Origin of the sequence: Pedobacter sp. FW305-3-2-15-E-R2A2, assembly GCF_038446955.1 — a bacterium.
Lineage (GTDB): Bacteria > Bacteroidota > Bacteroidia > Sphingobacteriales > Sphingobacteriaceae > Pedobacter.
Map to the genome: position 1 here is coordinate 3,406,536 of NZ_CP151803.1, position 22,180 is coordinate 3,428,715.

Genomic DNA, 22,180 nt, shown 5'->3' on the forward strand with positions numbered 1-22,180 from the left:
AAGACTAAACTATAAAATGAAAAAGAAATTATTGCTCTCCACGCTACTGTTATGGCTTGCATCTGGTATGGTTTATGCCCAACAACCTGATATAGAATTAAGCAGCTATACCAAACAGTCTGAAATCAGAGCGACAAAAAGTATTACACTTAAACCGGGTTTTCATATTCCTTTGGGCGACACGGTTCGGATTTATATTGGTACAAATTTCCGGGAATGTGTAGACTTGCTTTCCGTTCCCAGTACTAATCAGAATTATATTTTAACGCGGACCTTTAAAGTTCCTGATGTCAAGACGGATGCTGATCTTAAAGTTCAGCGGAAGGTTTGTGACGAAAACCAAAGCATACAGTACTTTGACGGGCTTGGCCGTCCGCTACAAACGATCAGCGTACAGGGAAGTCCGGCTTTCAGAGATATCGTCCAGCCGGTTGCTTATGATGCTTTTGGGCGGGAAGCTAAAAAATACCTGCCCTATGTTTCTACAGTTGCTGCCAGTAATGGCAGCTTTAAAGCTACAGCAATTGTTGATCAGGGGACGTTTTATACCAACCCAACTTTGCAGCTTGCTCCGGGAGTTGTTCCGATACCCTCAGCTGCTTTTTCAGAAACGAGGTTCGAGGCTTCCCCTTTAAGCCGGGTGCTGGAACAGGGGGCGCCTGGTGCGGCCTGGCAGCTAGGTTCGGGACATACTCAAAAACTGGATTACGGAACAAACAATGTTGATGTAAATTATGCGGATACCGGTTTTGCAGTAAGGCTATACGCTGCCAATGCCGTAATAACAGCTGGGCAGACCCATGAACGTACGCTTTCAGGAACCGGTTATTACGGGACTAACCAGTTGTATTTAACCATTGGTAAGGATGAGAACTGGGTAACCGCCGATGGAAAAGCAGGAACCACGGAAGAATATAAGGATAAAGAAGGCAGGGTGGTACTAAAGCGTACCTTTAATAAAAATGGACTGGGTACTATAGAAACCCTTTCCACTTATTATGTGTACGATGATCTCGGCAACCTGAGCTTTGTACTGCCTCCCGGTGCTGCGCCGGACGGAGTTACAGTTCCATCTCAGGCTATTCTGAATGATTTCTGCTATCAATACCGGTATGATGGAAGAAAACGGATGATTGAAAAGAAACTTCCGGGTAAGGGTTGGGAATATATGGTTTACAATAAACTGGATCAGGTTGTAATGAGTCAGGATGCCCTGCAAAAAGCAGCTGGCAAATGGTTATTCAGTAAATACGATGCGTTTGGCAGATCAATAATAACGGGGATTATCAATAGTGTTTTGTCGAGGGCAGTCTGGCAGACTGATGTTGATGGGCAGGATACCTCATGTGCCCTTTGTACGTTATGGGAAGTCCGTGACGATACCAATATCAGCTTAACGGGTACAGGGTATACCAACCGGACCCTTCCGAAGCATAACCTGGTAGAATACTATTATACGATCAATTATTTTGATAGTTATGATTTCTATGGGAATAGTTTTTCAGGTCCATCAACCGGAGAAAGTAATTCTGTTAAAAGTTTAGCTACGGGAAGCAAAATCAATCTGCTGGGGGCTGGGGCAACACAATTAAGCACCATGCGGTTGAGCACAAGTTATTATGATGCAGAGGGTAGGGTACTCAGGACTAAAAGCCAGCATCATTTAATCGGAACCGATGAAGTGTTTAATACCTGGAATTTTGCAGGTGAATTAAAGGCCAGCAGCAGAAAACATACTAAAGGCAGCACAGTGACTACAATTGCCAACAAATATGAATATGATCATATGGGAAGAAAACTGGCTACCCTTGAGCAGATCAATACCGGTCCGGAGGTGGTATTGAGTAAGCTGAATTATAATGAAATCGGACAGCTGATGAAAAAAGAATTGCACAGTATCGACAATGGGGTAAGTTATCTGCAAAATACCCAATACGGATATAATGAGCGTGGTTGGCTGAAGAGCAGTACTTCCGGTCAGTTCAGCCTGATTATGAAGTACAATGATGGGGCTACACCACAATACAATGGAAACATTGCCAATCAGGAATGGGGAGCAGGAACCAGTTTAACAAATAAATTTACCTATGGTTATGATAAATTAAACCGGCTAACCAGCAGCATTAGTACGGGAATTGTGATGAATGAGGTGCTGAGTTATGATGTGATGGGGAACATCAAGACGATGAACCGGGATGGGGCGGGTCTTGGAACTTACAACTATGCAGGTAACCGTTTGACGAATATTAGCGGAGCTCCGCTGGTTACCGGAACTTATGTTTATGATGCGAATGGAAATGTGACCACTGATGGACGGACGGGCGTGGTTCTAACTTACAATGTACTGAACCTTCCGGCTACTGCAAAAAAGACAGGAGTAGACCTGGCTTATACTTATGATGCAACAGGAAATAAATTAAAGAAACTGAGTCTTGGGGTGGCGAGAGATTATGTTTCAGGAATAGAATACCAGAATGGGGTAATAGAGGTGATCCATACCGAAGAAGGATTGGCCAGAAACAATTCAGGGACTTATAGTTATGAGTACAACCTGACCGACCATTTAGGGAATGTGAGGTTTACTTTTAACCAACATCCAGATTCAAAGTTACTTCGGGGTTTACAGTCAGATAATTATTATGCATTTGGAAAGCGTAAAGTTGTGAGTGCAGGGCCGAATAAATATCTTTATAACGGAAAGGAGGTTCAGGATGAGTTAGGAGAGCAGTACGATTATGGGGCGAGGTTTTATGACCCGGTGATAGGAAGATGGAATGTGATAGATCCGCTTGCAGAACAAGGTAGACGGTGGTCTCCATATGTATATGCATTTAATGATCCAATAAGATTTGTAGACCCTGATGGAATGTGGCCAGATCTCCCCCAGTTTTTTAAAATGACTTTTAATATTTTAAATGGATTAAAACAACTATCGGTAGCATCTTTAGCTAGCTCGGTTCGGGCTCCGTCTGAAGCCATTTTTATAGGAAGAAATACTCACGCATCTGTGGCAGTCGCAAGTTTGGCCTATGGTGCTCAACGGTTTTCAGCTTCAGCAAAGCTGGGAGATAACAGACCAGGTGGGAATCAAAATGCTTTAAGACATGTTTTAGGCCAAGCCTTAGTAGCGTCGGTAGTTGGAAGTGAAATTGCAAAAGAGGCTGGAGATGCACATGAAGGGAAATATAAGCAGGAAAAGGTTCTGGAAAATAATAAAGAAGCAGCTGCTGAATTGCGAAATGAAGGAGAAGTGACAGTAGACCAATCAATAGCTGACTCATTCGTCGACCAATTGAATAATCAAACGGGCAGAGATATCGCTAAGTCAAATCCTGGTAGTTCAATTAAAGAACTAAAAATGAAATCACTAGAGGCTATTAGAGATGGTAAATCATATATTTATGATATAAATGGTAAAACCGGTAAAGCAACGGTGAGACCATCTTCTATGACAAAAAAACAATTTGAAGAATCAGTTAAATCAATTCGATAATGAAAATTTACAAATTATTTTTGGCCTCAAGTATTTGCATTCTATTTTCTTGTTCAAGATCTAACACAAAGTTTTTAAAAAAATTACAGGATTCTGTTAGATTTTACAGTAACCAAGCAAATAAAAATAAGGTGAAATATTCTACGTTTTATTTAAGTAGTATAACCGATTTTGAATGGGACAAATTTTATATATTCGATGAATATGTTACGAATGAAATGATCAATGAAATAACCGGACTTAAATGGGATGGGAGTAGTGTCCCAGCAGGAAATAGACGTATAATTTTTATTTATAAAAAAGATGTTGTACAATATGTAGATTTTGAACCTTATAAATTTCCAGTTTTCTTTTACACTTGTGGAGGAACTGATCAGTATGAATTTAGTACACAAGATGATTTATTTGCGGTTTACCAGCGTTGCGACAAAAATGGATGTATATACGCTATGATACCAGAGCGTTGTGTGAAATCTCTCATTAAGTTACATCAAGCGAAATAGTCAAGAAGTACGATTACGGGGCGAGGTTCTATGACCCGGTAATTGGACGCTTCAATACAATAGATCCCCTTTCTGAAGTCTCAAGAAGAAACAGTCAATATAGCTATGCATTAAATAACCCGATACGCTTCATTGATGTTGATGGAATGTATGCTGATGATCCTCCGACTTGGCTCCAACGAGCGATGACCTTCTTAGGTATTAGTACATCTCGGCCAAGATCAAATGAGGAAGCCGCAGAAAAAGATGCTGGACAAGAAAGATTAAGTAGGGTGTCCGCTAACAGTAAGCAGATAGAAAAGAATCTTGACAACTTACCCCTCCCTCTATTAAATGGGAGTATGAAGATGGCTAAGGGAATCGTAAAAAAGGATAATACTGCTGTTGCGTCTGGAGCTGGAAGTGCTTTGATGGATGTATTTGGTGGTAAAATCGTGGGGGCTGCCATGGGGCCGATTTTAAGTAAATTGGCGGGTAAAGGGGCTTTAGTGCTCCTGCTTTTGCAGATGAAATAATTGCACTTAATAAGACTACCGATGGAGGTCGCGCTTTGCTTAATGGGACGCCTTCGGCAGCAATTAATTCGGCAATGTATTATGAAACTGCAGCAGAGCAAGGAGCTTCAATATTTAGATCAATATCAGGAAGGCACATGTTTAGTAATGGAAACAAAAGAACTGCTGTTGCTGCGTTTCAGTCATTTGCTAAGCAATTTGGGCTAAAGACGGTAAATCAAAATCAAATGATGAATGTTGCAACAGGTGATGTTTCAGAAGTATCGCAAATTGTGAAAATGTTAATTAAAAAATAAGTATGAGCTTTATAAGGGAAATAATACAAAAACAAGATTGTTCAATAGAAGAGCTGATAAGTTGTTTTGAGCAAGTTAAAAAAAATGGAGATATAGCTGTAATAAAATTTGATGGCGAAAGAACTGTAAATGAGTATACCATTTTCATTACTTTCCCACTCATAAAAAAAAGAGAAATGATCAGAGCAGATGTGAGTGATTTAAAGAAGGGTCTAATAAAAGTATTGATTAGGTATATAGAGGGTGATGTCTGATTTTTTTTGTTAAAAACGATTAGGAACTTATAAAGAAAAATTCCATTGGTGGACACTTTGGTGTATGTTATAGTACATCTACCTTAAAATAGAAGGCAGTATCCAAAAAACTGTGTAAATGGGATTTGAGGTAAAAACTTAGATCCCATTTTTATGTAAATTAGAGAAAGGAATTTAAAAGATGCAAGCAGAAGATTTTTTAAATGACGATTTCCTTAAACAGTTTAAGGACGGCAAAGATTTCATGAGCTTCATGGATCAGATGTATAAACGAGGCGTTGAAAAGATGCTTGAATGGGAGCTTGATTCTCATCTGGGCTATGTTAAGCACGATAAACAAAGCAAACAAACCGATAATTCCCGTAATGGTTATGGTGAAAAGAAGGTAAAAACAGAACATGGAGAACTGGATGTCAAAGTCCCCAGAGACCGGGATTCCAGTTTTGATCCACAGATCCTTCCCAAACAGAGTAAACTCTCAGAAGGCATAGAAAAGTTGGTAGTTTCTTTATATGCCAAGGGGATGTCCAATGCCGACATTGAAGAAGAACTTCGTGAGTTATATGACTTTCGTTTACCACCCTCTACCATTTCGACCATAACAGCAAGAGTAACTGATGATATTTTAGCCTGGCAGAATCGCCCACTTGATCCGGTATATATGATTGTGTGGATGGATGGCATTGTTTTCAAAGTAAGAGAAAGTAATAAGGTCATCAATAAAACGATCTATCTGGCTGTTGGACTTAATATGGAAGGCCGTAAGGAAGTATTGGGGCTATGGCTGGGAAAGAATGAAAGTAGTGCTTTTTGGATGAGTGTGCTCACTGATTTGCAGACCAGAGGTGTTCAGGATATTCTGATCACATGCACCGATAACCTGGGTGGCTTTACTAAGACCATCCGTTCTGTATTTCCGCAATCTACCACTCAGATTTGTGTGGTTCATCAGATTCGTAATGCCTGCAAGTATGTGGTATGGAAGGTAAAAAAGCCATTTACGGAAGATATGAAGCCCATTTATTCAGCTCCCAATAAGCAGGCAGCAGAAGCTGAACTCACAACATTTGAGTTAAAATGGGGAATAAAATATCCTTATGCGATCCGAAGCTGGCGGATAAACTGGGATGACCTGACGGCATTTTTTGAGTTCCCCCTGGAAATCAGGAAAATCATTTATACAACTAATTTAATTGAAAATTTGAATGGAAAGATCAGAAAATACACCAAAAATAAAATGTCTTTTCCAACCGATGAGGCTGTGAAAAAATCTGTTTACCTGGCCTTAATGGAAGCCACTAAAAAGTGGACGATGCCCATTCATAACTGGCCGTTGATTATAAATCAGTTTATTGCTATTTTTGAACAAAGGGTTAAGGTCTGATACCCTAACCCCAAATTTCATTTACACAGATTTCTGTACACTGCCCACCGGCCTTTCCATCGAAGAAGTAGAACAGCTATAGTTCGTATTCCAAAAAAATGGGATCTAAGTTTTACCTTAAACCCCATTTTTATAGTATTATAAAATACAACCCTTATTTCACGCGCTCCACGTATTCTCCCGTGCGGGTATCTACTTTTACTTTATCACCTTGGTTTACAAACAAAGGTACTTTCAGTTCCACACCATTCTCGGTAGTCACCATTTTCAAAGCACCTGAAGAAGTATCACCTTTAACCGCTGGTTCTGCATAAGTAATTTCCAGTTCCACGAAATTTGGAGCCTGAGCCATGATTGGTTCTTCACTTTCGAAAGAAACGATCACATCCATTCCTTCTTTTATAAATTTCGCTGATGGTCCGAATAATGCTTTTGCAACGCTGAACTGCTCGAAAGAGGTATTGTCCATTACTACAAAATAATCACCTTCTTCATATAGATATTGATAGTCATTAGTTTCTACACGGCAAATTTCAACTGCCTCATCGGTTCCTAAACGGGCCTCTACGATTTTGCCTGTTTTGATGTTACGAAATTTACCTAAGTAGAAAGCTCCACCTTTACCTGGTGTACGATGTAAGATTTCAGTAACCGTTACCAGTTCGTTGTTGAAACGTAAAATATTTCCTACTTTAATTTCAGATGCCTTTGCCATAAAAATATAAATTGTAAAATTTGAGCCCAAATATATAAGGTTTTTTGAATACTTATATGTTCAATCATCATTCCTGATGTTCATTAAATTTTAAGTGATTCATTTTTTGTTACTTATGTTGGTTGAGTTAACTGATAATTCACTACAAAAGCACCTTTTTAAGCGATTTCAAATTGATAAACTCCTGCACTGATTGTAATCTTCGGTGCAATAACCTTCCCGTTTCGGTATACTTTTTTACCGGGCGTTACCGGAAAATTAACCACTGCATCCGAATTGGCTGGAATGGTAACCGTATAAATCACCTTGTTTCCTGATCTTTTCCATGCCGAGATAATTTTACCATAAGGCCCATCATGTTCCGCTTTGAAATGCTCCAATCCCGATACAAAATTAGGGCGGAGCTGGATCCGCTTAAAGCCAGGCTGCTGCTCATCCGGATGGATACCGCCCAACCCCTTAAAAAACCATCCGCCAATTTCCCCAAACATCATATGGTTTAAAGAGATGTCTCTTTCCGCTTTGATGTCCCAGTTTTCATAAAGGGTAGTGGCTCCGTTTACAATCCACCATCCCCAGGAAGGGTAGGTATCCTGTGCCGCTAATTTATAGGCCGTTTCTGCTTGCCCATTGTCGCTGAGCGCATTTAATATCGCCTTTGCACCAAGTACTCCAACATCCAGGTGCATGCCATCTGCCGCCACTCTTTTGGCCAGGTTCTCTGCAACTTTGAGTTTAAGTCCTTCCGGTACGAGTCCCCATTGCAAGGCTACGCTCAATTCTGTTTGTACGCCAGAAGCATAGATCCCGGTTTCAGGATTAAAATATTTATTATTAATAGAAGTCTTGATCTTTTCAGCGAGCGCAAGGTAATACTCGTAGTCCGCTTGTTTGTTCAACAGTTTGGCCGTTTTATAGAGAATGGTCGCGTCCACGAAGTAATAGGTCGAGGAAGTATACTCCAGGTCTGATTTTGATTTTACCGGCACCCAATCGCCCCGGCCAAAGGTAGTCAGGCCATTCGGACTGATTTGTGTGATGTAATTCACATACTTTTTCATACTTCCATAACTGTCTGCAAGCAGCTGACTATCCCCATAAAAAAGGTAGATGTTCCATGGAATGATGGCTATCGTGCTGGTCCAGTCGGTTCCGTTTGCCGTTCCATAACCCCAGCCTCCCGTAGGAATAATATCCGGAAGTACACCATTGGGCTTTTGTTCATCCCGATGGTCTGCCAGCCATTTCTCATAAACCGTGATCCCGTCGAAATTAAACAGTCCGGTTTCTATGGCGAAATGTCCATCACCGGTCCAGCCATTCTTTTCCCGTTGCGGGCAGTCGGTAGGGTAGCCCATGAGGTTAGATAAATAGGAATTGTTGGTTGCCCACCACAATCGGTCTATTAATGGATTAGAAGAGCTGATTTTGCCTTTTGGCGCCACATCGCTATGCATAAAGTAACCGGTAATACTTTCCTTGTTCAGTTCAATCGGTTTACTGCTGGTCACCTCTACATATTGGAAGCCTTTGTAATTAAATTTAGGCATGAATTCCAGTTCTCCTTTTCCTGATAAGGTAATGATATCGGTTTGAAAAGGGTCAGTTTGATCTTTAGGACGGTAGTAAACATCAATATTGGAAAGGTCAACTCGGCCATTGGCATACAGACGTTCCCCATGTTTTAAACGAAGAACAGTGCCTTCTGCTCCCTTAACCTTGATTTTTGTTACCCCGGATATATTCTGACCAAGGTCAAAAACATAAGTCGTATCATCGAACTTTTTCATCGATTTAACCGGGATTTCTTTCACATTCCGGATGGGCTGCATGGCCTGACTGACCACCAGTTCTGAAGGCGCTTTTCTAAGTACAACAGGCGCCCATTTACGGTCGTCAAAGTCTGCGGTATTCCATCCCGGTTGTTCCAGACGGAAGTCATAATGCTCTGCAGTATAAATGTTATTCGATATAATCGGACTTAAACTGGTTTTCCAGTCCTTATCCGAAGTAATCACTGCAGTCGTTCCATCGGTATAAGTAATTCTCAGGTCCATACAAAAAGCCGGTCTTGCCCTCCAGGCGGCTTTATCAAAATTCCATACAGCCATTGCCTGATGATTGTACCAGCCATTTCCTAAAAGCACACCAATGGCGTTGCTGCCTTTTTTCAACTGGGCAGTTACATCATAGGACACGTATAAATTTCTTTTGTCAAAACGGGTATACATCGGATCCAGACGGTGATTGCCTACTTTTTTGCCATTCAGGTACAACTCGTATAATCCTGCTGCAACGATATATGCCCGGGCAGATTTAACCTGTTTTGAAGGTTCAAATGTTTTTCTGAAATAGGGGGCAGGGCGTTTATTGACATCGTTTCCATCACTGATCCAGGCACCTTTCCAGTTGTCTGCCGTCAGCATACCGGTTTCAAAACTTGCAACTGGCCCTTTACCCGCTAATTTTCCATCTTTGTCCCAGAGCTCTACTGTCCAGAAATATTTGGTAAACGCATTCAGGGGGTCACCGGCATAGTTGAGCAGCGCAGCCGCGGATTTTGTTTTCCCTGAATCCCAGGAATCTCCCTTCTTTTTACTGACGGCTATCGAATCCTTTCCAACCACAATTCGATAAGCTGTTTGTTTAGCACCCTGACGGGAATCGGTCATCAACCAGGATAAACGTGGTTTTAGCGCATCAATGCCTATCGGATTGACGAGGTATTCACATTGTAAAGCGCCAGGTTTTGCCGTCAACAAGCCTTTTGTCTGTCCTATTGAGGGTAATGTAAACAGTATCGGAAGGAATAAGGAAAGAGATTTCTTGAAATAAAGGTTCATCAGTATAAATTTAGGAGTTATTTTACAATAATAAATCCCTCGGCGATGATTAGCAACCTGTACTGTCCTGTTATACGCCCAATTTATGTCACAATGCTGTGCGGTAGCAGGCTTGGATACAAAAAATGCCGACAGTTCGCCATAACTGCCGGCATCATTAACCTAAAAGGAGAGCGCTAATATTTTTATTGAGGGTTCTGCGATAAATTATCGAGGTTAACCTCTCGCTGTGGGATCGGTAGCAATAGTTTATTTTGCGTAGGCTGATAAGATCCCGCAGGGAACTGACTGGGATTTTTAGCAATCTCCCTTTGTCCATGGGCAGTCAGTACCGGTATGGCAGTACCGGTCCGGACAAGGTCATACCAGCGGTGATTTTCAAAAGCAAGCTCTACTTTACGTTCCTGATCAATGGCAATTCTAAACGCGGCCTGGCTACTCACCTTCAATGCAGGTATCGGATTATCAAACGTTTTAGCATTAAGACCTGCACGTCTTCTGATCTGATTTAGCAAGCCAAATGCTTCACCGTCAGGAGCAAAACCCTGTTCATTTAAACATTCAGCGATCATCAGCAGCACATCTGCATATCGGCTCACCGGGAAATTAACATTGGTCTGACCCGGCTGTACAAAACCCTGGTTGTATTTTTTGACATAAGGCACCGCCACAAAGTCCGGGCCGCTGGTAAAACCTTCTGCCAGAGAAACGTCTTTACGTAAATCACCAGGCTCATAAGCAGCAATCAGATCCCCTGTAGGCGTGTTCCAGCCACTGTTAAAGTTCAGGTTTGTTCCAGGATCATTGGTTACAGCTGTACCTGAATTGAAGGGGGCAAACTGATACATGAAGTTGCTGGACAAATTTGTACCGGCCGTTGAATAATATTGTATCTCAAATATAGATTCTGCGTTGTTCTTGTTCGTGGTCAGGAAAATGTCCTTATAAGCTGATAGAAGGCTATATCCGGTCACTTTTCTCAAAGCAGTTAATGCCTCTCCATACTTTTTCTGTGTCAGGTAAACTTCGCCAAGAAGCGCATTTGCCGCACCTTTTGTTGCTCTTCCTTTTTCCGAAGCAGGGTAGCTGGCCACATCCGGTAATTCGTTTGCCGCATCTGTCAGGTCTGTAATGATCTGTTTGTAAACCTCATCTACTGTAGCTCTTCCTTTTGAAGGTGCTTCGCCCGGTGATTTGATCGCTTCCAGGCGCAAAGGAACGCCGCCAAATTGCCTCACCAGATTGAAATAATGAAAAGCACGGAGAAACTTAACTTCTCCTATCGCCTGACTTTTAGCGGCTGCCGGCATTTCGATTCTTCCCACATTGTTCAATACATCGTTACAGCGGGAAATGGCCACATAGCAATCTCTCCAGTAGTCCTGAATCAGGGTATTGGTAGAATTTACCAGCAACTGATCCACGAGTTCCCGGTTTTCCTGCCCCCTTTGCGGCGCATTGTACTGGAAAGTGGTATTGTCTGAACGCATTTCGCCAAATACCCAATAGCTGAATGTTCCCATTCCACGTAAGGAACTATAGGCGCCCACGACCCCCTGTTTAAGGTCTGATTCTGTTTTCCAGAAATTGGCATTGGTTAAACTGGATTCCGGTGCCTGGTTTAAAAAGTCTTTTTTACATCCCCCAACAAAAATGGTTATGGACAGGAAGGCCAGGATGATATATTTTGATTGATTTCTCATTGTTAAATTCTTTTAAGGTTAAAAAGTCATGTTAATTCCGGCAGTAATGACCCTTGGTAGCGGGTAACTGGTAAAATCACGTCCCGGAGTCAACACAGAAAAACCGTCGTTGGTGCTCGCCTGAGGATTCGCGCCGCTATACTTGCTGAACGTAACCAGGTTCTGTATGCTGCCATATAAGCGGAGCCCCTTGATGAATCTGGAGCTGTTGATAAACTTTTGTTTGAAGTTATAACCTAAGGTGACGTTCTGGATGCGCATAAAACTGGCGTCTTCTATCCATTGAGAATTTACTTCACGGTATAGGGTTCTACCGTTTACGGTAGTAGGTAAAAGGCCATCTCCTGGGTTTGAGGGTGATCTGAATCTGTTTAATACTTTACGGTCCACATTGAACACACCGTCGATATTGGTTAAGAATTCGTTTCCGGTTTTCATGATTTGTCCGCCTTGAGAACCGATGATCAGGACCGTCAGGTCAAAATTTTGATAACCGAAACTATTCGTGATTCCGTAATTGAAATCCGGTTGTGCATTCCCGATAACCGTGAAATCTTTAACCGCCTCAATCACACCGTTGCCGTCAATATCTTTATATCTTACTGATCCTACGATGGAAGAATTGTGTTTCGGCTGACTGGCAAGTTCATCTGCATTTTGGTAAATGCCATCAAATACAAACCCGAAGAATTGCCCCAGCGGTTTTCCAACCTGACTGATGTGGGTATAATTACCTTCGCCACTGCGGCCACTATAAATTGCCGCATTGTTATTTCCCGGGTTCAGTTCTAAGACAATATTGCGGTTAAAGCTGATGTTAAAATTGGTGTTCCAGGTAAATGCACCGGTCAGGTTTTTGGAAGTCAATCCAAATTCAAAACCCCGGTTTCTCACTTTTCCAAGGTTTACCGTAGCAGAAGAATATCCTGAGGCAAGGGGAAGTTCAACATTTAAAAGCAGGGAACTGGTAATGCGGTTATAAAAATCTGCGGTCAGATTCAATCTGCTGTTAAACACAGAAAAGTCCAGTCCCAGATCAAATTCATCTGATTTTTCCCAGGTCAGGTTTTCGTTCGCGATCGATCCTGAAGCACGGCCACTGGCGAGTTGTCCGCCAAAGGAATAATTTGCGGATCCTATTCCTGAGGCATAGGAATAATTGCCTATGTTAAAGTTACCTGTGCGGCCATAACTCGTTCTTAACTTCAGGTCGCTGATCCATTTTACGTTTTTAAGAAACTCTTCTTCGGAAGCCCTCCAGGCAAATGCACCTGATGGAAATGTTCCATAACGAACACTCGAACCAAAACGCGAAGAACCATCAGATCGAATGGTACCGGTAAGGATGTACCTGTCTTTAAAGGTGTAGTTTACACGGGCAAGGTAGGAGATGAGTGACCATTTTTCTACTCCTGCAGCTGCTCCATTGAGTAAAGTGGAAGCATTAATGGTTTGGATCAGGTCGTCGGGATAGTTGGTTGCCCCAAAAGAATAGCCGTTGTAACGTTCCTGCTGTGCAGTATATCCTATAATTGCATTGATGCGGTGGTCTTTTCCGAAGGCTTTATCGTAACCAAGGGTTAATTCTGAAAGCCAGTTCGTAGTGGTATTCTGTGCAGTACTGGAACCGGGAATAGAGAGGTTTGGTTTTTGATTTCCGGTTTCGCCAATCACAAAGGTCGGGCTGAAGGCAAAGGAACTGTTGTTGGTATAATCAAGGTTGTAGCTATATTTTGCTTTTAAACCATCAATGATCTGATACTCGGCAAAGGCAGTGGCAAGGCCTCTGAAATAATTGGCTTTAGTGCCCGCAAATTCCAGGGTATTTAAAGGGTTTCCTGCCCCAATAGCGCCAGGGGAGGTGATAAAGACCGTTCTCTTTCCCGATGCATCCGTAATCGGAACAAGTGGACTAAGCCAAAGTGCACGGGTCAGTACGTCTCTTTGTCCGGACTCAAATCCACTCCTGTGCTGAGTGCCTCCACTTGGGGCAAGGCTGATGCCCACCTTAATTTTTTTACTCAGGTCGGATTGAAGGTTGAAATTCAGGGAGTAACGTTTATAGTCTGTATACCTCACTGTTCCATCCTGCTCCAGTCTGTTAATGGAAGCGGAATACTTGGTTTGCTCATTTCCGCCTCTGATGCTGGCATCCACACTGTTTTGCATTGCTGTACGCAATACCGCATCGTACCAGTTCGTACCCTCGCCGTATTGAGCAGGGTTTCTGAATTCTACCGGGATATCATTGTCCGTGGCCACCAAACCTCTGGAGGCAAAGTCATCGGTAATGATGTCTCTTCTGTATTGTGCATATTCTGTGCCGTTAAGGACTTTCGGTCTGCCTTTTTGAGGGACCTGCTGACTACCGATATAGCTGTTCACGCTGACCACCGGGGCGCCTGTTTTTCCTTTTTTTGTGGTGATGACAATCACACCGTTTGAGCCTCTTGACCCATATATTGCAGTGGAAGAAGCGTCTTTTAAAACGGTAACTGATTCAATATCATCAGGGCTAAGTACGTTCAGCGGGTTGTAACTCTGACCTCCGGTATTGGAGATCGCGAAGCCATCTACCACAAATAAAGGGCTGTTGGTTGCACCGATGGAGCCGGCACCCCTGACCTGTATGTTCACGCCACCACCCGGCGCACCGGTAGGTGTACTGATCTGAACACCGGCAATTTGGCCGATCATTTTCTGATCGATAGAACTTACCGGCAAGTCTTTGATCTGCGAAGCCGAAATGCTGGAAACGGAGCCGGTCAGGTCCTTTTTCTGAGTCGTACCATAACCGATCACGATCACCTCAGACAACTGGTCATTCTGTGCAGAAAGCGCTACATTGATCTGGCTGTTGTCTGCTATGGTTAATTCTTTGCTCGCATAACCAATATAGCTGAAAACAAGGACTGCTCCTTTGGGTGCTTCCAGCGCAAATGCCCCGCCGGTATTGGTCACCGTTCCTGTTGTGGTGTTTTTAACTTTAACGGATACACCTGGAAGCGCTCCTCCATCGCTAAGGTCTGTCACCTTTCCCGTAATTTTTAAATTCTGTGCATAGATGAAGCTGCTGAGAAAACACAGACAGCACATCAGGCCTATTCCTTTTTTAGATAGGCCGATTAGATTTTTTTTGCTCATAATGCTTGGATTTGGTTTAGTAAGTTTTTGTTCATTTTAACGTTTTACTTTATGTTTAAATGGGGATTTATTAGCTAATCTCGTATATCCGAATTGCGCCGGCAACCTGCACCGTCCTGTATGGAAGGCGAGTTCTTTTCAAAAGAAAAGGGCATAAAAAAAAGAGCCGGTTGGCTCTTTTACAGAAAGATAGGTCAGGTCTTCGGGGAGGCGGAATTAATAATGGTGTTGCGCCGCCGAATAAAACTTGAGTTGTATAATGTCGTTTGGCAAGGGTTTGGTATTCCATGACTTGTGGATGGCAAGCGCAGCACCAACTGCCGTAGCCTGCGCCATGGAAGCAGCAAATACTTCAAGTTCAGGAAAAGAGGCCGATAATAAATTCATAAATATGGCATTTTTGCTAAAGCCTCCATCCACGAAAATTCGCTTTACTTTAGTTCCCTTTAATACCCTTTGTGTCGCCTGGCGCTGCTGATCTACCAGGTCTAGCATGAGCTGATGATAGGCAATGATATCTGTGGCATAGTCGGATAGGTTTCTTTTGGAAAAACGGGACTCCTTTATGGTTTCTGATCCGGGTTCTGGTTCCGGTTTACCGTTCTTCCTTAGGAGTTCGATGATTCCCGGATCAAAAGCAGCATGGCGGTAGCTGATCACGTCTGCACCAAAATGAGCAGCAATCCGTTTTACCTGCTGTTCATGTTCGTAACCAGCAAAAACACGGGAAGCTTTTACCGGTTTACCCTCAAACTGAAGATAACACAGGCAATCGTTCTGGAGTTCTTCTACCGTTAACGGACTCGAATTAAATGGATTCAAACTGATACACCAGGTTCCGGTAGACAATAGGATAAAAGGCTCCTGAAAATTGATCAGGTAGGGGATCAGCGCTGCTGAACTGTCATGGAATCCGATGCCCACGGCATAATTGTTTCCTGGAAAAGCAGCAGGCATCACATGGTCTGAAGGCGCAATAGGGGCCAACTTATCCAGAATACCCTCTGCTTTAACCCATTCATGGTAGTTCTGTGTTTTGAAATTCCATAATGCAGTATGACAACCAATGCTGGTGAGGTCAGAATAAAGCGCTCCAGAGATCAGATAACTTAAATATTGAGGCAAATGAAGTGCATATTTTATCTGTTTAAAAAGCGCTGGTTTTTCGTGTTTAATCCGATATAACTGTAAGCCGGAATTCAAGCTCCCAAGAACAGGGGAGGCCGTGGTGTTGGAAAATGCTTCTTCGCCTCCGTAACTCGCATAAAATTGAGATTTTAGTTCTTCAGGATAGGATTTCAGGTAGTTATATAAAGGCGCCAAAGGTTGTCCATCTTTATCGATGTAGACCAGGCTCGCTCCATAAGTGGTGAAATTGATGGATTTGACCTCGAATTCCTCTTTTTTAAAAACTTCTCTCAGAGAGTCAAATACCGAGAGCCGCAGGCTTTCCAGGTTTTCACAGGGATCACCGTCCTCATCCACAGTCTCGGTAAATCTGGCGGTTCTTTCAAAGACGATTTGGTATTGCTCGTCAAACAGGAACAATTTCTTGTTCGTTTTGCCTACATCAAAGATGGCAATTACAGGAACCGGTTTGTTTTTTTGTCCCATTAATTATAATCCTGTAGCTATGGTTTTATTGCCGCGGTTTTTGATCAGTTCTTTACGGACCTCAGTTTCTCTGTATAGGGCTAAAGGCGATAAAGCTGCGCCAGCACGTAAACGTGCCTCTGCAACCAATGGGCGTACGTCTGTTCTGAAAGCCTGTTGCAGTATTTCCTGACAACGGACCACATCGTTTTCCTGTTGCGCCTGTACCAAGGCTATGCGGTCTACAGAAAGGGCCTGCGCATAAGCAATCATGATTGCCTCTACCGACTGAAGCAGGTCTTCCAGCGGATCTTTTACATTGTGTGAAGCATCGATCATCCAGGCAAGGTCGTTCTTGTGGTTCATCCCGCGTTGGTCCATTCCTTCCACCAGTTCATTGAAGATCAGGAACAACTGATAAGGTTTCATACAACCCGCAGTCAGGTCATCATCCCCATATTTTGAATCGTTAAAATGGAAACCGCCGAGCTTTCCTTCCATCAGCAGCAGGGACACGATTTGCTCAATATTTGCATTTGGCAGGTGATGTCCAAGGTCGACTAAGGTAAAGGCCTTAGGGCCGAGTTTATTGGCGTATAACAAGGACTGGCCCCAGTCGCCAACTGTGGTCGAATAGAAATTAGGTTCGAAAGCCTTATATTCCACAAATACTTTCCAGTCTGCCGGTAAAGCGGCATATATTTCCTGAAGGCTTTCCAGTGTGTTTTCAAAAGCCTTTCTGAAGTTCAGCTGTCCGGGGAAGCAGGAACCGTCTGCTAACCAGATGGTCAGCGCATTTGAACCCAGTTCTACACCCTGGCGGATCACCTCAATATTATGTGCAATGGCTTGTTTTCTGACTTCCTTATTGACATGTTGCAGGGAGCCAAATTTATAACTATGTTGCTGATCGCGCTGATCCTGAAAAGTATTGGAATTCATCGCGTCAAAGTGTAGGCCATACTCCGCTGCCAGTGCTTTTATCGCAGGTACATTCGTTGTGGTATCCCATGGAATGTGCAGGGAAACTGCAGCACTGGAAGCATTCAGCTGATGAAGCAAGCCAATGTCCGCGAGCTTTTCTTCTATATTTCCAGGTTCACCTCCAAGGGAAAATCTGCCAAAACGAGTCCCGCCAGTTCCTAAAGCCCAACTTGGGATTCCGATCTGAAAATCGCTGATTTTCTGCAGGATATCTTCTGAATTTTGGATCTCCTGTATTGCGAAATCCAGTTTCTGTTGGTGTTTGGAAAGTAAACGCTCATTATGTGAGGCAATTTGATTTGGTTCTAATTTCATAATCTATTTTTTAACGTAAAAAGGCGTTGGCAACGCCACCATCTACATTTAATACATTTCCGGTTGATTTGTTCATCAATCCACCTACAAAAACAAAGCAGGCATTTGCAATGTCTTCAGGCAGGATCATTTCGTTAAGTAAGGTACGCTTTGCATAGAACGCTGGCAACTCTGCTACGGTAATTCCATAAGCCTTTGCTCTTCCTTCAGCCCAGGCGCCTTCCCAGATTTTGCTATCCGAGATGACTGCATCGGGATTAACCGTATTTACGCGGATATGATCTGCACCCAGTTCTGCCGCATTTAATCTGCTCAGGTGTAGCTGGGCCGCTTTTGCAGAACCGTAGCCCGCATTATTTGGCCCGGAAACCAACGCATTCTTGCTCACGATGTTGATGACATCACCGCCGATAGCCTGTTTTCTCAGAATTTCGACACCTGCCTGTGTAACCAGGAACTGGCCTTTGACGAGGATGTCGTACAAGAGGTCCCAATCTTTTTCGGTATGCTCTTCGATGGGTTTGGAGATGGATATTCCTGCGCAGTTGACTACGATGTCTACGCCGCCAAATGCTAAACCAGCGTATTCAAATGCATGACGAATGGCATCGGCATTGGTTACATCCAGCAAAACAGTGGCATAGGCATCTTTACTGAATTCAGCTTTAAAACTTTCTTCTGCATTTGCCAGTCGCGCGGCATCATTGTCATTGATGACCACACAAGCACCTTCATTGATGAATTTCCGGGCAATTGCTTTTCCAATCCCACCTGCACTGCCGGTAATCAGGGCGATTTTTCCGCTAAGGGCTTTCGGTTCGGGCATTCGCTGTAACTTTGCTTCTTCCAGCAACCAGTATTCTATATTAAAGGCTTCCTGTTTTGGTAATGATGTGTATTTGGAAATGGCTTCCGCACCTTTCATTACATTGATGGCATTGGTGTAAAATTCGGCGGCAACTCTTGCCGTCTGTTTATCCTTCGCGAAAGAAAACAGGCCAATTCCAGGATATAAAATAATGACAGGATTGGCGTCACGAATTGCGGGACTATCCTCGCGTTTGCAAGACTGATAATATTCCGCATACATTTGCCGGTACGCTTCAAATTCAGGTTCCAGTTTCGCCTGAAGGGCTTTCAAATCACTGAGGTTTTCATTCGCGTCCAGTTTCAAAACCAGGGGACTGATTTTGGTCCGTAAAAAATGGTCAGGGCAACTCGTTCCCATAGGAGCCAAACGCTCCAGGTCATTGGAATTGATAAATTCCAATACACGGGCATCATCAGTAAAATGGCCAACCATATGTCTTTCATTTGAGCAGAAGCCTCTCAACACAGGGGCAATCAGCGAGGCTTGTTTTAAACGCAGGTCCTGTATTAAAGCCCCGATCTTTTGTCCGCCGAATACAGGTCCTTTTTTGCCGTAAGCAGATTCCAAATATTCCGAACATTTTTCCACCACCTCCAATGTATTGATATAGCATTCATGGGCGGTATCTCCCCAGGTAAACAGGCCATGTGAACCCAGCATAATGCCTCGGATTCCAGGGTTTTCATCCAAGCATTTGCGCAATTGAAGGCCCAGTTCAAAGCCTGGTTTTTGCCAGGGTACCCAACCCACCGTTCCATTAAACAATTCTCTTGTAATTTGCTCCCCATCTGCCGCTGCTGCAATAGCGATGGCGGCATCCGGATGTAAATGGTCTATATGGGCAAAGGGTAAGAAGCCGTGTAATGGCGTGTCGATAGAAGGGGCCTTTGATTCGAGGTCATAGATACAGTGGTTAAATAGGGCCACCATTTCATCCTCATATGCTAATCCCCGGTAGATGTTTTTCAGGTTTCTCAGCTGATCTACATATAAGGCTGCAAGACCACTCTTTTTAAGGGTTCCGATATCCCCCCCGGATCCCTTAACCCACATTACTTCGGTATATTCCCCGGTTAAGGGGTGTTTGGTGATCGCCTTACAGGAGGTATTGCCACCTCCATAATTGGTTAGGCGCAGGTCTGCACCCAGTAAATTTGAACGGTAGATCAGTAATGCGATTTCATCTCCGGCCAGTTCAGCTGCCTTTGCATCATCCCATAAATGGCTGACATGTTTAAAATCAGTTGTTCGAGAATTCATAAATTCCAGTAGTTATTTTGTTTTTATTTGATAGAATTTCCATATCCGACGATCACTACAGACAAGATAATGATCGTTATTCCCAGGATGACCGTCGTCAGGGTTTTTCTTTTTACTCCCGTCCATTCTTTGAGCACCAGGCCCCATACATTGGCGACAAGAATAATAAATGCCATGTGCAGGATCCAGGAGCTGGCGCCGTTTCCGAGTTTACTTTCTCCCATTCCATAGAAAAAGAATTGTAAAAACCAGGTGGTACCGGCCAGTGCCGAAAAGGCATAATTTGCCAGCAGTGGAGTGTTTTTATTCGTATAATCTTTAAAGGTTTTATTGCGGAAGTTCAGTACCATGCACCAGATCAGATTAGTAGTTAATCCACCCCATAAAATGAGGATATAGGTCACGTTGTTCTGGAAAAGGAATTCTCCCTCATTGGGATGTGTACTTTTCCAGATTTCATTGGCCTGATGGGCCATGTCTTTACCTGCATCGATGCCAAAGGCAAAGCAGGCACTGAGTATTCCGGATACAAAGGATAAGATCAAGCCCAAACCCAGCTTATATTCTTTATTGGAAGGGTCAGTTTTTCCGGCAGCGATGAGGTCTTTTTCTTTCATTCCTCCGGCTTTACCGCAAATGATGATGCCCAGAACGCAAATCAACAGTCCCAGCAAGACCATTTGTCCCCATTGGCTGTTCAGCATATCGCTGAAGCTGTCTTTTCCGGCTTTAGGCTCGAAGTTATAATAAATAGAAGGAATCAGTGCGCCAAAAACAGAGCATAAACCAAGGATGATGGAGCTGCCAAGCGAAACGCCCAGGTACCTCACCCCCAATCCGTAGGTTAGTCCGCCTATGCCCCATAAGACACCAAAAAAATAGGTAAGGAGTAGGATTTTTCCATGAGTTGCGGCAATGATGGCCGGGAAATCTGCGATCGTCAGGTACGCAGCAAGGGGAGGGATGATGAGCCAGGAAAAAAGCCCGCCTACAATCCAGTAACTTTCCCAGGCCCAGCCCTTCACTTTTTTATAAGGAATGTAAAAGCTACCTGAGGCAAAACCTCCTGTAAAATGGAAAATGACACCGAGAATTACCTGCATAACGATTTTGGGCTATAAATGGTTTAGTTTTAATGGCCCTAATTTATGTAAGTTGCGAGGATCAACTGTCCTGTACCATCCTGTTTTTCCCGGGAAAACGATCAGGATGCTTTATAAGGAAGCTCTTTTGGTATAATAAAAAGGAATTTCTATATGTCTTCTTGATTGATCATGTATCAGTTCTGCAGCTACAGCGCCCATAAATTTGAAATCGGTAGAGATGGTCGTGATGCCATCTAACAAGATCTTTTTCAATGGAGTTTCGTTGTAGGAGATGACACCTACGTTTTTGCCGATCTTATAGTTCATATCGATCATTCGTTCCAGCAAAATAACAAGGTCATCTTCCATTAAATTGATAAATACTTCTCCTTCATTGATCGGTTCGGTAGAAATATCGCTAACCACCTGATGGGAAAAGGCGTACTGCTGACAAAAACGGTGAAATCCATCCAGAATTTCATTGGGGAAATAACCGGGCTCCGGAAAAATGATCTTCAAGGTGTGGTATTTACTCAAAGGTTTCAAAGCCTGCTCCAATGCCTCATAAATATTCTTTTCAAAGTTTTCATACACTGCACCAAAATCACCGTCAATACCAGGAATGAGTTTATCCAGTAAGATCAGTTTTGATTTCGGAATGGCATTGATGATTTCCTTTGCATATTCTTCTCCCTCCATAAAATGAGGAATGATGACGTAATGGGTATAGTCCTCCTTTTTATTGCTTAGAAAGCGCTTAAAAAGTGTCAGATCATTGTTATAGATGTAAAAATCTACAGATACATCATCGCCCAGTGCATTGATGAAAGCATCGTATACTATTTTTTTATGGGCGCTGAGTTTATTGAACAGCAAAAATACCTTTAACTTTCTCTTTACATCGGTACTGCTGATGTAATACCCTTTGCCTGGAACCGAGTTGATCACTCCGATAGACTTCAGGTATTTATAACCCTTTTCCGCGGTATCTCTGGAGATCTCCAGTTTATAGCTTAATTCATTTATGGATGGGAGCAGGGCCTCTTTTTTTAACTTTCCAAGCTCAACAGATTTAATGATGGCGTCTGAAAGCTGGAGGTATTTAGGCGTTGCGGAATACTCATCAACATGGATGAAATCAAAAAAAGTTTCGGTTTTCATGGCTAAAAAAAAAGCAATGTACAGATTTGCAGTAATCTTGATCTATATTTACCCCAATATT

15 protein-coding genes are annotated in these 22,180 nt (G+C 42.9%); 6 read left to right on the forward strand and 9 right to left on the reverse strand.

All coding sequences use genetic code 11. The features are described from left to right. The first annotated feature begins 16 nt into the window (after positions 1–16). From AAFF35_RS13510 to AAFF35_RS13535, 6 genes are all read left to right on the forward strand, one after another. Positions 17–3,493 (forward strand): DUF6443 domain-containing protein, encoded by a 3,477-nt coding sequence (locus AAFF35_RS13510; RefSeq protein WP_342333044.1) that lies wholly within the window; start codon positions 17–19, stop codon positions 3,491–3,493. Further along, positions 3,493–3,996: a hypothetical protein gene (locus AAFF35_RS13515; protein ID WP_342333045.1), complete on the forward strand. Its 504-nt coding sequence runs from the start codon at positions 3,493–3,495 to the stop codon at positions 3,994–3,996. The genes AAFF35_RS13510 and AAFF35_RS13515 overlap by 1 nt, the downstream gene beginning before the upstream one ends. Before the next feature lie 146 nt (positions 3,997–4,142). Then, on the forward strand, positions 4,143–4,511 hold the full coding sequence (locus AAFF35_RS13520; RefSeq protein ID WP_342333046.1) for a hypothetical protein: 369 nt from the start codon (positions 4,143–4,145) through the stop codon (positions 4,509–4,511). 74 nt (positions 4,512–4,585) lie between these two features. Then, the gene (locus AAFF35_RS13525) at positions 4,586–4,807 is read left to right on the forward strand and encodes a hypothetical protein (RefSeq protein ID WP_342333047.1); all 222 of its coding nucleotides are present in this window, start codon (positions 4,586–4,588) and stop codon (positions 4,805–4,807) included. Positions 4,808–4,809: 2 nt separating this feature from the next. Further along, complete coding sequence (locus AAFF35_RS13530; protein ID WP_342333048.1) at positions 4,810–5,061, forward strand: hypothetical protein; 252 nt, start codon at positions 4,810–4,812, stop codon at positions 5,059–5,061. Positions 5,062–5,242: 181 nt separating this feature from the next. Further along, a complete protein-coding gene (locus tag AAFF35_RS13535) occupies positions 5,243–6,445 on the forward strand; it encodes an IS256 family transposase (protein WP_342333049.1) in 1,203 nt (400 codons plus the stop codon). A gap of 154 nt (positions 6,446–6,599) precedes the next feature. On the opposite strand, the gene efp is transcribed toward AAFF35_RS13535, so the two are convergent. The 9 genes from efp to AAFF35_RS13580 form a co-directional block, all read right to left on the reverse strand. Continuing rightward, positions 6,600–7,160: an elongation factor P gene (gene efp / locus AAFF35_RS13540; protein WP_074607083.1), complete on the reverse strand. Its 561-nt coding sequence runs from the start codon at positions 7,158–7,160 to the stop codon at positions 6,600–6,602. Between the two features lie 158 nt (positions 7,161–7,318). Continuing rightward, positions 7,319–10,003: a glycoside hydrolase family 78 protein gene (locus AAFF35_RS13545; protein ID WP_342333050.1), complete on the reverse strand. Its 2,685-nt coding sequence runs from the start codon at positions 10,001–10,003 to the stop codon at positions 7,319–7,321. A gap of 185 nt (positions 10,004–10,188) precedes the next feature. Next, on the reverse strand, positions 10,189–11,706 hold the full coding sequence (locus AAFF35_RS13550; RefSeq protein ID WP_342333051.1) for a RagB/SusD family nutrient uptake outer membrane protein: 1,518 nt from the start codon (positions 11,704–11,706) through the stop codon (positions 10,189–10,191). Positions 11,707–11,724: 18 nt separating this feature from the next. After that, complete coding sequence (locus AAFF35_RS13555) at positions 11,725–14,850, reverse strand: TonB-dependent receptor (protein WP_342333052.1); 3,126 nt, start codon at positions 14,848–14,850, stop codon at positions 11,725–11,727. Between the two features lie 216 nt (positions 14,851–15,066). Further along, positions 15,067–16,464 (reverse strand): FGGY family carbohydrate kinase, encoded by a 1,398-nt coding sequence (locus AAFF35_RS13560; protein ID WP_342333053.1) that lies wholly within the window; start codon positions 16,462–16,464, stop codon positions 15,067–15,069. Positions 16,465–16,467: 3 nt separating this feature from the next. Then, positions 16,468–17,742, reverse strand: a complete 1,275-nt coding sequence (locus AAFF35_RS13565) for a TIM barrel protein (protein WP_342333054.1) — start codon at positions 17,740–17,742, stop codon at positions 16,468–16,470. A 10-nt stretch (positions 17,743–17,752) separates the two neighbouring features. After that, positions 17,753–19,873 (reverse strand): bifunctional aldolase/short-chain dehydrogenase, encoded by a 2,121-nt coding sequence (locus tag AAFF35_RS13570; protein ID WP_342333055.1) that lies wholly within the window; start codon positions 19,871–19,873, stop codon positions 17,753–17,755. Between the two features lie 23 nt (positions 19,874–19,896). After that, a complete protein-coding gene (rhaT, locus tag AAFF35_RS13575; RefSeq protein ID WP_342333056.1) occupies positions 19,897–20,976 on the reverse strand; it encodes an L-rhamnose/proton symporter RhaT in 1,080 nt (359 codons plus the stop codon). Positions 20,977–21,087: 111 nt separating this feature from the next. Further along, on the reverse strand, positions 21,088–22,119 hold the full coding sequence (locus AAFF35_RS13580) for a GntR family transcriptional regulator (protein ID WP_342333057.1): 1,032 nt from the start codon (positions 22,117–22,119) through the stop codon (positions 21,088–21,090). Between the last annotated feature and the right edge of the window lie 61 nt (positions 22,120–22,180).